11 protein-coding genes are annotated in these 13,006 nt (G+C 60.0%); 7 read left to right on the forward strand and 4 right to left on the reverse strand.

What is annotated here, in order from left to right; translation table 11 throughout:
* Positions 1–102 precede the first annotated feature (102 nt).
* Positions 103–321, forward strand: a complete 219-nt coding sequence (locus CX511_RS17630) for a hypothetical protein (protein WP_045188662.1) — start codon at positions 103–105, stop codon at positions 319–321.
* Here CX511_RS17630 and CX511_RS17635 read toward each other — a convergent pair.
* From CX511_RS17635 to CX511_RS17650, 4 genes are all read right to left on the reverse strand, one after another.
* Positions 305–2,566: an Orn/Lys/Arg family decarboxylase gene (locus tag CX511_RS17635; protein WP_101293128.1), complete on the reverse strand. Its 2,262-nt coding sequence runs from the start codon at positions 2,564–2,566 to the stop codon at positions 305–307. The genes CX511_RS17630 and CX511_RS17635 overlap by 17 nt on opposite strands.
* A gap of 78 nt (positions 2,567–2,644) precedes the next feature.
* Positions 2,645–3,394 (reverse strand): DNA polymerase III subunit epsilon, encoded by a 750-nt coding sequence (dnaQ, locus tag CX511_RS17640; RefSeq protein WP_082071417.1) that lies wholly within the window; start codon positions 3,392–3,394, stop codon positions 2,645–2,647.
* Between the two features lie 83 nt (positions 3,395–3,477).
* Positions 3,478–3,924 (reverse strand): ribonuclease HI, encoded by a 447-nt coding sequence (gene rnhA, locus CX511_RS17645; RefSeq protein WP_045188667.1) that lies wholly within the window; start codon positions 3,922–3,924, stop codon positions 3,478–3,480.
* A 49-nt stretch (positions 3,925–3,973) separates the two neighbouring features.
* Positions 3,974–4,732: a methyltransferase domain-containing protein gene (locus CX511_RS17650; protein WP_045188670.1), complete on the reverse strand. Its 759-nt coding sequence runs from the start codon at positions 4,730–4,732 to the stop codon at positions 3,974–3,976.
* A gap of 79 nt (positions 4,733–4,811) precedes the next feature.
* On the opposite strand from CX511_RS17650, the gene gloB reads away from it, so the two are divergent.
* The 6 genes from gloB (at position 4,812) to CX511_RS17680 (ending at position 13,006) form a co-directional block, all read left to right on the forward strand.
* Entirely contained in the window at positions 4,812–5,591 is a 780-nt protein-coding gene (gloB, locus tag CX511_RS17655) for a hydroxyacylglutathione hydrolase (RefSeq protein WP_101293129.1), read from the forward strand.
* Between the two features lie 99 nt (positions 5,592–5,690).
* Entirely contained in the window at positions 5,691–7,109 is a 1,419-nt protein-coding gene (locus CX511_RS17660) for a lytic transglycosylase domain-containing protein (RefSeq protein WP_045188674.1), read from the forward strand.
* Between the two features lie 127 nt (positions 7,110–7,236).
* Positions 7,237–9,066 carry an extracellular solute-binding protein gene (locus CX511_RS17665; protein WP_373432779.1) on the forward strand — a complete coding sequence of 610 codons (1,830 nt, stop codon included), beginning with the start codon at positions 7,237–7,239 and terminating at the stop codon, positions 9,064–9,066.
* Positions 9,063–10,910, forward strand: coding sequence for an extracellular solute-binding protein (locus CX511_RS17670; protein WP_101293130.1), 1,848 nt, complete (start codon positions 9,063–9,065; stop codon positions 10,908–10,910). The genes CX511_RS17665 and CX511_RS17670 overlap by 4 nt, the downstream gene beginning before the upstream one ends.
* 1 nt (position 10,911) lies before the next feature.
* Positions 10,912–11,985 carry a microcin C ABC transporter permease YejB gene (locus tag CX511_RS17675; protein ID WP_045188679.1) on the forward strand — a complete coding sequence of 358 codons (1,074 nt, stop codon included), beginning with the start codon at positions 10,912–10,914 and terminating at the stop codon, positions 11,983–11,985.
* Position 11,986: 1 nt separating this feature from the next.
* Positions 11,987–13,006: an ABC transporter permease gene (locus CX511_RS17680; protein WP_045188681.1), complete on the forward strand. Its 1,020-nt coding sequence runs from the start codon at positions 11,987–11,989 to the stop codon at positions 13,004–13,006.

The following is a 13,006-nucleotide window of genomic DNA, read 5'->3' on the forward strand; positions in this document are numbered from 1 at the left end:
ATGATCTACCCCGCATCTGAAGTTTTTTTCCGCGCCCGCAAAACTTACCCGGCAAATCAGTGGTCTATGCCTGACAGAAAATTTTTAGAGGTTGCACGGTAAATGACAGCAGTACTGGTCGGACAGTTTCATGCACGGGACGCAGAAGGCCGCATCTACCCCGTTCATGAGTTCCAGGAAGCCACCCTTGAGGCCGACGGTAGTGCCACATCCCTACCTATCACCACCTATAAGCTGGCCATCGGTGACAAGGTCAATCACCTGGGCGAGAACCGTTTCGAGCTGGCCCGCAGCGGTGTCGAAATCATCCGCATTCCTTGATGCAGTCAACGGTATAGACTCGCCCCTGCACCCCGTTCTCCTGCTGCAGACCATGCACATCGGCGACGAAGCCGGGAAAACCGCTGTCAAACGCGGCGGCAAAGGTCAGGTAGTCAATGATTGAACGGGTCGCTTCGGTAAAGCGTTCGCCCGGCATGACCAATGGAATACCGGGGGGATACGGCACCAACATCACCGCGCTGATACGTCCGAGCAATTGCGTGATCGGCACCGCTTCCACCTCACCACGTACCATCCGGTCATAGGCATCGGCGGGTTTGATCACCACTTGCGGCAAACAGGCAAACAACTGCTTGAGCTGTTTGGCGATGCTGTTGCTGCGGTAGCAGGCGTGCAATTGATCGCACAGGTCACGCAAACCCAGTCCTTGATAGCGCACAGGGTCGAGTCGGGCGACGCTGGGCAGGCTCTCGAGTAGATCGGTGTTGGCGTCATAGTTGCGTTTGAACTCCAACAGCTCGGTAAGTAAGGTGCTCCACTTGCCCTTGGTGATCCCCATAGAAAACAGGACAAGGAAGGTGTAGAGCCCTGTCTTCTCCACCACCAAGCCACGCTCCCAGAGAAATTTGCTGACCACCGCAGCCGGGATGCCGTGCGCACTTAACGCACCCACCTCGTTGAGCCCGGGAGTGACCAGGGTGACCTTGATCGGATCGAGCAACACATAGTCATCGCTGACATCGCCAAAGCCGTGCCACTGCGCTTGTGGCTCAAGCAGCCAGTCGGCAGTACTCACCTGCTGCATACCTTCGACCTGCGGTGGTTGCCAGATACTGAACCACCAGTCATCGGCAGCCATATGCTCGCGCAAATTGGCCATGGCCCGGCGAAAGCTCAAGGCTTCGTCGAACATTTCCTGCATCAACGACCGCCCGGTTGGCCCTTCCATCATCGTTGAGGCCACATCCAGCGAGGCCAGAATGCTGTACTGAGGCGATGTGGAGATGTGCATCATAAATGCTTCATTGAAGCGATCACGGTCCAGCTGGCGAGCGCCGCCGTCCTGCACATGGATCATCGACGCCTGACTAAAGGCGGCCAACAACTTGTGGGTCGAGTGAGTGCTAAACACCAGCGGGCTGTCGGCACTGCGTGTCGTCCCCATGGCGTAGCGCCCGGCAAAGAACGGATGGAAAGGCGCGTAGGCGTACCAGGCCTCATCAAAATGCAGCACGTCGACACTACCGGCCAACACCTGCTTGATCAGTTCAGCGTTGTAGCACAGCCCGTCATAGGTGGAGTTGGTGACAACGGCCATTTTTACCTTCGGTGCCCGCCCCTGGGTCAAGGGGTTGGCCTCGATCTTGGCGCGGATCGATTCAGGGCTGAATTCACTCAGCGGAATCGGCCCGATGATACCCAGCTCGTTGCGCTCAGGGCACAGGTACAAGGGGATTGCGCCGGTCATGATGATCGCGTGTACCACCGACTTGTGGCAGTTGCGATCCACCAACACCAGGTCATCGCGACCGACCATCGCGTGCCAGACGATCTTGTTGGCTGTGGACGTACCGTTGATGACGAAGAAGGTGTGATCGGCACCAAAATTCTTTGCCGCGCGGGCTTCGGCCGCCGCCAGGGGCCCGGTGTGATCCAGCAACGAACCCAACTCAGGCACCGAAACAGAGAGGTCCGAACGCAAGGTGTTTTCACCAAAGAACTGATGAAACGCCAACCCCACCGGGCTCTTGCGATATGCCACACCGCCGCCATGCCCCGGGGTGTGCCAGGAATAGTTGGACTGGGCGGTGTGCTGCACCAGCGCTTTGAAAAATGGTGGCAGCAGGCCATCGAGGTAATTGTGTGCCGCCCGCGCCACTTGCCGGGCCAGAAACGGCACGGTGTCTTCGAACAGGTAGAGAATTCCGCGTAGCTGGTTCAGCTCGCTGATGACATCGGCAGAAGCGTTTTCCAATGTCACCTGTTCGCCCAAGGCGAAGATCGGCAGGTGCGGAGCACGTAACCGCGCCAAGCGAATCAGCTCGACCATGTTCTGCAACCAATGGCTGTTGTCGGCCGAGCCTTGAGCCGCAATCAGCATGCAGGCCAAGCCGTGATGGGTCGAGGCGACCAGGCGCCCCTCATCATAATCGACTGCCGGCACAATGCTGAAGCCGTCCTGGGCCAATTCCTGGGCAATGCCGCGCACCCGTTCGCCAGCGACCGTATCGGCCTTGATGTCACGGTGAACGATCAGGACAGGGAACTTGAGGTCCTTGTACATGAGGGGGCGCCTGCTGAAAATGACGGATCGGTCATTTCAGGGTAGAAGCTCGCCAGCCCCCTTGCGCAGTAATCTGCTTCAGTTTGCCTCGGACATCTGCTGCCACAACGCCGGGCCACCGGTCGACTTGGCAACCGCTTCCAGGCGCGCGAGGTGTGCTTCCAGCTCCTGCTCGGTGGCCTGAATAATGCGCCCTGGCTGACGCCCGGCGATACGGCGGATTTCACTGCCGCGACGCGATTCGCTGCCTTCCTCGCCATCGGCGCCCTGCCCCGCCAGCGACAAGCTGGTCTGGCCACCGGTCATGCTCAGGTAGACGTCGGCCAGCAACTCCGAGTCGAGCAACGCGCCGTGCAATTCACGGCCGGAGTTATCAATACCGTAGCGTTTGCACAACGCATCGAGGCTGTTGCGCTGCCCTGGGTGGCGCGAGCGGGCCATCATCAAGGTGTCGAGGATGGTGCAGTGCTGAGAGATATCGGCGCGTTCGTGCTGGCCGATCAGGGCAAACTCGTTGTTGATGAAGCCAACGTCGAACGCCGCGTTATGGATGATCAGCTGCGCGCCCTGAATGAAGTCGAAGAACTCATCAGCGACTTCAGCAAACCGCGGCTTGTCGATCAGAAAGGCATCAGTGATACCGTGGACGCCGATGGCGCCTTCGTCACTCTCACGGTCGGGCTGCAGGTAGACGTGAAAATGGCGCCCGGTCAGGCGCCGGCCCATCAGCTCGACACAACCGATCTCGATAACCCGGTGGCCATCAGTGACCGGCATACCGGTGGTTTCGGTGTCCAGGACGACCGACCTGTTGTTCTGAATCTCCACGCCGGTGGTCTCCTGTCGCGTACAGCTTGTCTGGTTAGCCCGCCATTCTACCTCAGCTTAAGGCCGAGTGGCGGCTGCTATGCTCAGCGCAGGCCGCGTACTTCGTCAACGCCGCGATTGGCCAGTTGGTCGGCACGCTCGTTACCGTGATGACCGATGTGCCCGCGCACCCATTTCCAGGTCACCTTGTGGCGGCCGACCTGTTCATCGAGCAACTGCCAGAGGTCGGCGTTCTTGACCGGTTCCTTGGCCGCAGTTTTCCAGCCACGCTTTTTCCAGTTGACCATCCACTCGTTGATGCCCTTCATCACGTATTGAGAGTCAGTCACCAACAACACTTCGCACTCACGCTTGAGTGCTTCCAGACCTTTGATCGCCGCCATCAACTCCATGCGATTGTTGGTGGTCTCCAGCTCGCCGCCCCACAATTCCTTTTCGACGCCCTTGCAGACCATCAGCACACCCCAGCCGCCGGGGCCAGGGTTGCCCTTGCAGGCACCATCGGTAAAGATCTCGACGCTATCGCTCATTTACAGCCTTTTCATCAATGATTGCGTACCGCGCCCAACGGCCCGGCACTTAAGGTTCGGAATGGCGCCGGTTGACCTTGGCCATCGGCAAAGGCAGTAATTTGCCCATTGGCTCACGGCGCTCCAGACGCAGTGGCCGCAAGCCGACCACCATTTTGCGCGCCACCAGCAGGTAGACACCGCCGCCGGCGCCTTGCCAACCGCCGGCAACCCGTTCCCAGCCGGCCAGGCGCTGCTGCCAGGCCGGGGACGCGAGCGGCGGACGATAGCACCCGAAGCGTCGTTTCTCCAGCGCGAAGCCCAGCAGGTTAAGCCAGTCGCCTACCCGTGACGGAGATATGCAACGTGCCTTGCGCAAGGCATCGTGGGCGAACACACGGCGCACCCCCCAACTGCTCCACGGATTGATACCGATGATCACCAGGTGGCCACCCGGCCGAACGCTGCTGGCCGCTTCGCGCAGCAGGCCATGGGGCGACAGGCTGAAATCCAGACCGTGCTGCAATACCACGACATCAGCGGCGTGTTCGCTCAAGGGCCAGGCCTGCTCTTCGCAGACAATTTCAACACCCGGTAACGGCGCGCCCAGGCGCACGTTGCGTTGCACTTGCGGGGCCTTGGGTGGTGGTTCGGCACAGGGACCGTAGTGCACCAGGTACCCCCCGAAGTAACGCCCCAACTCTTCCTCGAGCAGGCGTTGCTCCTCATGAAGCATTAACTGCCCCAGGGGGCCAGCGAACCAGTCGCGGGCCAGGCTGATCAGCTCAAGCCACTGCGGATCGGCCTGAGCAAAGGCTTGATCGGTCATTGCAGTCTCCCTTGAAGGTTCTCGACAGCGTGCATAGCTACTAAGATGCACCCATGTCCAACGTTTGGCGAATCGCACCATGATACAGATCGACGCCCTACCCGCTTTCAGCGACAACTACATCTGGTTGTTACAGGATTCTGCCAACCAGCGTTGTGCGGTGGTCGACCCGGGCGACGCGGCCCCCGTGCTGGCCTGGCTTAAGGCCCATCCAGGCTGGCAACTGAACGACATTCTGGTCACCCACCATCACCACGACCATGTCGGCGGTGTCGAGCAGCTCAAGGCGGCCACCGGTGCGCGGGTATGCGGCCCCGTACACGAGACGATCCCCGGCCGTGACCTGGCGCTGGACGATAACGCCAGCGTGCGCGTGCTCGATCTGGATTTCCAGGTCATTGCCGTACCCGGACACACCTTGGGACACATTGCTTATTATTGCGGGCAAAGCGCTACTCCGCTGCTGTTCAGTGGCGACACTCTGTTCGCCGCAGGCTGCGGCCGGTTGTTCGAAGGCACGCCCGAGCAAATGCACCATTCCCTGGAGCGCCTGGCAGCCCTGCCGCCTCAGACCCTGGTGTACTGCACCCATGAGTACACCTTGAGCAACCTGCGTTTTGCCAAAGCGGTGGAGCCAGAAAACCAGGACATTGCCCAACGCTTCGACGACGTTACCCGCCTTCGCGAGCACGATCGCATCACATTGCCATCAACGCTGGCACTGGAAAAGCTCACCAACCCCTTTTTGCGCACCTCCGAAACATCCGTTAAAGAAAAACTAGACGAACGGAATACCCTTATAAACCCTACGCCAAGTACTGTTTTTGCTGGGTTACGGGCTTGGAAGGACAGGTTCTAAACAGCGCCTGCTAGGACCTGGAAGTTCTCAAAGGTTGACCGCAGGGGGGCTGCTTTCTAGAATCGCCCGACATTTTTGCCCGGAACTTTGTCCCAGCCAATGTCGTCGAATAGCCGCAGAACCTTCAATTCCGTCGCCCTGACGCGCCTGGTCCAAGCCAGTGCGCTGGCCCTGGCCGCCACCCTGGTGGGCTGCCAGAGCACCCGTCAGCTCGACGAATCCGAGAGCGTTCGCGCGCACAACTACCAGGCTCGGATGAAGCAAAAGCCGCTGATCGTCCCGGTCAAACAAGCCGAGCAGGAGCCCCAGGATGTCTGGGAGCGCATGCGCCAAGGCTTCGCCCTGCAAGACGACATGGCCGTCAACCCGCGCATCGAACAGCAACGCCTGTGGTTCGCCAGCAACCCCTCCTTCCTGGAAACCGCTGGCGACCGTGGCAGCCTGTACATCCATTACATCGTCGAGCGCCTCGAAGAGCGCAACATGCCGCTGGAGCTAGCGCTGCTGCCGGCAATCGAAAGCGCCTACAACCCGATGGCTTACTCCCGGGCCCATGCCGTAGGGTTGTGGCAGTTCATCCCGTCCACCGGCCGTCACTTCAACCTGCGCCAGACCAGCTTCTACGACGGTCGCCGTGACATTACCGCCTCGACCAACGCCGCCCTCAACTACCTGTCGCGCCTGCACGACATGTTCAATGGCGACTGGCTGCTGGCGCTGGCGGCCTATAACGCTGGCGAAGGCACGGTCAGCCGGGCGATCGAACGCAACGAACGACTGGGTTTGCCGACCGACTACTGGAACCTGCCGCTGCCGCAGGAAACCCGTAACTATGTGCCCAAGCTTCTGGCCCTGTCACAGGTGGTCATGACGCCGCAAGCGTACGGCATAAACCTCAACCCGATTGCCAACGAACCCTATTTCGAAGCCGTCGCCATCAAGGATCGCCTGGACCTGTCGCGTGTAGCCGCTCTGGCCGAGATTGATGAAGACGAGATGCTGCAGCTCAACCCGGCGTTCAAGAAGCGCATGACGGTTGATGGCCCGCAGCAACTGCTGGTGCCGACTGCCAAGGCGCAGCTGCTGACGGCCAGCCTGTCGAACATGAAGCCGGATGAACTGCTGTCGTTGCAGCCGAAAAAAGCCGTGTTCGAAGCAGCACTGGCCGAGGCCGCACCACGCACCACGACCACCCGCAGCAGCCGCTACCGGGTCAAGCACGGCGACAACCTGGGCAGCATCGCCAAGGCCAACAAGGTCAGCGTCAAAGACCTGCAGCGCTGGAACAAATTGTCGGGCCATAGCCTCAAGGCCGGCCAGACCCTGGTCATGCAAAGCGCCCAGCCAGTCGGCAAAAACCAGAAAAAATCCACGCAGTACAAGGTACGCAAAGGCGACTCCCTGTACGCGGTGGCCAAGCGTTTCAACGTCGAGATGCAGCACCTCAAACGCTGGAATCCTCGTAGTGGTCACGCCCTCAAGCCAGGCCAGACCCTGACCGTTTACCTCCCGCACTAAGCAACAGGCTCCGTGCGATAAGCCGGAGCCAGCCTCACCGTCCTGGCGGACCTCTTTTTCCAGCCGATACAAGCTGTTACTGTAGCTGGAACAAAGCCCAAGCCGCCTGGATCGGATCGCCGACTTGATACGTCCCCTCCTGTTGCTGTCATTCAGCCTGGTCTTGAGCTTTCCCGCGGGCGCCACAATCAGCGAAAGCCATGGTTACGCCCAGTTCGGCACGCTCAAGTATTCAGCCAAGTTCACCCATTTCGACTGGGTCAATCCGCAAGCGCCCAAGGGCGGCACCTTGCGTGCCATGGCATTTGGCACGTTCGATACCCTCAACCCGTACACGTTCAAGGGTTCAAGCCCGGTCACCACGCCAAACTTCCTCCAGTATGGGGTCACCGAGCTCAATGAGCCGTTAATGGTCGGTACCGGTCAGTACGATCCCTCAGGGGATGAACCGACATCGAGTTACGGGCTGATCGCCGGCTCCGTGGAGTACAGCGAGGACCGCAGCTGGGTGGTGTTCAATCTGCGCCCGGAAGCACGCTTCCATGACGGCCATCCGATTACCGCCAGCGACGTGGCGTTTTCCTATCGCACCCTGCTCAAGGAAGGTCACCCGATCTACCGCACCAACCTGCAGGAAGTGAAACGGGTCGACATCCTCAACCCGCGGCGTATTCGCTTCGTGTTCAAGCGTGCCGGCAATCCCTTGCTGATCCTGCGCCTGGGCGAAATGCCGGTACTGCCAGCACACTACTGGAAAGGTCGCGACTTCAAGGCCACCACCTTTGAGCCGCCACTGGGCAGCGGCCCCTACCGCATCAGCCAGGTCCAGCCGGGGCGCCGCCTGGTGTTCGAGCGGGTCAAGGATTACTGGGGCAAGGACCTTGCGGTTAACCGTGGGAAATACAACTTCGCCCGGGTCGAGTACGAGTTTTACCGCGACAGCGCCGTGGCCTTCGAAGCGTTCAAAGCCGGTGAGTTCGATATCTACATCGAGCACCAGGCCAAGAACTGGGCCAACGGCTACAACTTCCCGGCAGTACGTCGTGGCGAGGTGATCAAGGCGCAGATCCCGCACAAGATCCCAACCCAGACCCAAGGCCTGTTCATGAACAGCCGCCGCCCAGCCTTCAGCGATGCCAGGGTCCGCCAGGCACTGGGTTTGATGCTGGATTTCGAGTGGACCAACCGCGCCTTGTTCAGCAGCGCCTACCGCCGCGCCACCAGCTATTACCCAAACAGCGAATTTGCCGCCAGCGGTCTGCCGGTGGGCAAAGAGTGGCTATTGCTTGCGCCCTACCGCGAGCAATTACCAGCAGCCATGTTTACCGAACCTTACAAGGTCAGCCACACCGACGGGCGCGGCATCAATCGCCAGACCCTGCGCCAGGCCCTCAAGCTGTTGGCCCAGGCGGGCTGGAAGCTCAACGGCCAGCGCCTGCTCGATAGCAACGGCACGCCGCTGAAACTTGAACTGTTGCTGGTCAATCCGAACCTGGAGCGGATCCTGCAACCTTATGTCGAAAATCTTGCCAGCATTGGCATCGACGCGCGCTTGCGCACCGTAGACCGAGCTCAGTACAAACAACGTCTGGACCAGTTCGACTTCGACATGATTCTGATGACCCTGAGCCAGACCCTTAGCCCCGGCCTTGAGCAGTGGCTGTACTTTCACTCAAGCCAGGCCTCGACCAAAGGCAGCAAGAACTATGCTGGCGTGAAAGACCCGGTGATCGATCACCTGCTCGACACCCTGCTCGCCGCCCAAAGCCGCGATGAACAAGTGGCAGCGGCACGCGCCCTGGACCGGACGCTACTCTGGCAGCACTACATGATTCCCAACTGGTACCTGGACAATCACCGCCTGGCCTACCGCAACCGGTTCGCCTTCGTCACCACGCCGCCCTACACCCTGGGGCTCAATAGCTGGTGGATAAAGCCTTCGGAGAACACCCAATGATGTCACTGCCCCGCCTGCCCCTGAAGGCCTGCGCCCTGCTGCTGACCTGTCTGAGTGCCCAGGCACTGGCCGCCCCGCAACACGCCCTGACCCTGTATGACGAAGCGCCCAAGTACCCAGCCAACTTCAAGCACTTCGATTACGTCAATCCGGATGCCCCCAAAGGCGGCACCTTTCGCCAGGCCGGTTTCGGCGGCTTCGACAGCCTAAACCCGTACATCAACAAGGGCGTTCCGGCCGACGACATCGGCCTAATCTATGACACCCTGATGACCCAAAGCCTGGACGAACCCTTCACCGAGTACGGCCTGGTGGCCGGCAAGATCGAGAAGGCCCCGGACAACAGCTGGGTGCGCTTCTACCTTCGCCCTGAAGCGCGCTTTCACGATGGCCACCCGATTCACGCCGACGACGTGGTGTTCACCTTCAACACCTTAATCAAACAGGGCGCACCGCTGTTTCGTGGCTATTACGCTGACGTTGCCGAGGTTATCGCTGAAGACCCACAGCGCGTCCTGTTCAAGTTCAAGCACAATAACAACCGCGAGTTACCACTGATCCTCGGCCAGCTGCCGGTGCTGCCCAAGCATTGGTGGGAAGGCCGTGACTTCACCAAGGGCAACCTGGAAGTTCCGCTGGGCAGCGGTCCGTACCAGGTTGCAGAGGTCAAGGCTGGACGCTCGATCCGCTATGAAAGGGTCAAGGACTACTGGGGCAAGGACCTCGCCGTCAATCGTGGTTTCTACAACTTCGATGTCATGACCACCGACTACTACCGCGACAATTCAGTGGCCCTCGAAGCACTGAAGGCTGGTCAGTTCGACTACCGCCTGGAAACTGCAGCCAAAAGCTGGGCCACCGCTTACGACGTGCCTGCCGTGAGGCAAAAGCGCCTGATCCTGGAAGAGCTCCCCAACGGCAACCCGACCGGCATGCAGGGATTTGTCTACAACATACGCCGCCCGGTGTTCCAGGATGTGCGTGTTCGGGAGGCGTTGAGCCTGCTGCTGGACTTCGAATGGACCAACAAGCAGCTGTTCAACGGCGCCTATACCCGCACCCGCAGTTACTTCGAGAATTCCGAAATGGCCGCCCGCGGGCTGCCGGATGAAGCCGAACTGAAGATTCTGGAACCGCTGCGCGGCAAGGTCCCCGAGCACGTCTTCACGCAAGCCTTCAGCAACCCTGTCACCGACGGCAGCGGCATGATCCGCGAGCAACAGCGCAAGGCCTACAAGCTGCTGCAGGATGCCGGCTGGCGCATTGTCGATGACAAGATGGTCGATGCTCAGGGCAAACCGGTATCGATCGAGTTTCTCGTCGCCCAGACCGAGTTTGAGCGCGTGTTGCTGCCGTTCAAGCGCAACCTGTCTGACCTGGGCATCGAGCTGGTGATCCGCCGCGTCGATGTCTCGCAATACATCAACCGCCTGCGCTCACGGGATTTCGACATGATTGTCGGCGGTTTCCCGCAATCCAACTCGCCAGGAAACGAACAACGCGAATTCTGGCAGAGTGCCGCTGCGGACAACCCCGGCAGCCGCAACTTCATCGGCTTGAAAGACCCGGCCATCGACAGCCTGGTCGAAGACCTGATCAACGCCGACTCGCGTCAGAGCCTGATCGAACACTGCCGCGCCTTGGACCGCGTCCTGCAATGGGGCTACTACCTGATCCCCAACTGGCACATCAAGACCTGGCGGGTCGCCTACTGGAACCACATAGGTCATCCCAAGGTATCGCCCAAGTACGACATTGGCATCAACACCTGGTGGATCAAGCCGGACGTCGAGCCTGCCGTGCCACTGACGCCAGACACTGCGCCAACCGAAGGGGCGCACTAGTATGCTGGCCTATATCTTTCGCCGTTTGCTGCTGATCATTCCGACGCTGCTCGGCATCCTGGTCATCAACTTCATCATCATCCAGGCCGCTCCTGGCGGCCCGGTCGAGCAGATGATCGCCAAGCTCGAGGGCTTCGAAGGCGCCACCAGCCGTATCGCCGGTGGTGGCGCCGAAGTGTCGGTAGCCGGCTCCAACTACCGCGGCGCTCAAGGCCTGGACCCGGCCCTGATCAAAGAAATCGAAAAGATGTATGGCTTCGACAAGTCGGCGCCGGAACGTCTGTGGATCATGATCAAGAACTACGCCCACCTGGATTTTGGCGACAGTTTCTTTCGTGATGCCAAGGTTATCGACCTGATCATCGAGAAGATGCCGGTGTCGATCTCCCTGGGGTTGTGGAGCACGCTGATCATGTACCTGGTGTCGATCCCTCTGGGCATCGCCAAAGCCACCCGCCACGGCAGCCATTTCGATGTCTGGACCAGTTCGGCAATCATCATCGGCTATGCGATTCCGGCGTTTCTGTTCGCTATTTTGCTGATCGTCCTGTTCGCCGGTGGAAGCTACCTGGATTGGTTCCCGTTGCGCGGGCTGACCTCGAATAACTTCGATGAGCTCAGCACCGCTGGCAAGATCCTCGACTACTTCTGGCACCTGGTCCTGCCCGTTACCGCTCTGGTAATCGGCAACTTTGCCACCATGACCTTGCTGACCAAGAACAGCTTCCTCGATGAGATCAACAAGCAGTATGTGGTCACCGCCAAGGCCAAGGGTCTGAGCCCGAACCGGGTGCTGTATGGCCATGTGTTTCGCAACGCCATGCTGCTGGTCATCGCCGGTTTTCCGTCGGCCTTCATCGGCATTTTCTTTACCGGCTCGCTGCTGATCGAGGTGATCTTCTCCCTTGACGGCCTCGGCCTGATGAGTTTTGAGGCCGCCATCAATCGCGACTACCCGGTGGTTTTCGGCACCTTGTTCATCTTCACCCTGCTGGGCCTGGTGGTGAAACTGATCGGCGACCTGACCTACACCCTGGTCGATCCACGTATTGATTTCGGCAGCAGGGAGCACTGATATGAACCTGTCCCCGCTCAACCGTCGACGCTTCGAGCGCTTCAAGGCCAACCGCCGTGGCTGGTGGTCGTTATGGCTGTTCCTGATCCTGTTTGGCCTAAGCCTGGGCGCCGAACTGATCGCCAACGACAAGCCCTTGGCCGTGCGTTACGACGGCGAATGGTATTTCCCGGCGCTCAAGCGCTACCCGGAAACCACCTTCGGCGGCGAATTTCCACTGGAGGCCAACTACAAGAGCCCCTACATCCGTGAATTGCTGGCCGCCAAGGACAGCTGGGTGCTGTGGGCGCCGATCCCATTCAGCTACCAGAGCATCAACTACGACCTCAAGGTCCCCGCCCCTGCGCCCCCCTCGACGCAGAACTGGCTGGGTACCGACGACCAGGGCCGTGACGTGCTCGCCCGGGTCATTTACGGCTTTCGCATCTCAGTGCTGTTCGCCCTGACCCTGACCATTCTCAGCTCGATCATCGGCGTGCTGGCGGGCGCCCTGCAGGGGTTCTATGGCGGCTGGGTGGATCTGGCCGGGCAACGCTTCCTGGAGATCTGGTCGGGCCTGCCAGTGCTGTACCTGCTGATCATCCTCGCCAGCTTCGTCCAACCGAACTTCTGGTGGCTACTGGGGATCATGCTGCTGTTTTCCTGGATGAGCCTGGTGGATGTCGTGCGCGCTGAATTTCTGCGTGGGCGCAACCTCGAGTATGTCCGTGCAGCACGTGCCCTGGGTATGCAGGACGGTCCGATCATGTTCCGGCATATCCTGCCCAACGCCATGATCTCGACCATGACCTTCATGCCGTTCATCCTCACCGGCGCCATTGGCACCCTGACCGCCCTGGACTTCCTCGGCTTCGGCTTGCCGCCCGGCGCGCCATCTCTGGGTGAGCTGGTGGCTCAAGGCAAGTCCAACCTGCAAGCGCCGTGGCTGGGTATCAGTGCCTTTGCCGTACTGGCGCTGATGCTCAGCCTACTGGTGTTTATTGGTGAATCCGCCCGCGATGCCTTCGACCCGAGGAAATAA

The organism is Pseudomonas sp. S06B 330 (assembly GCF_002845275.2).
Classification (GTDB): Bacteria; Pseudomonadota; Gammaproteobacteria; order Pseudomonadales; family Pseudomonadaceae; genus Aquipseudomonas.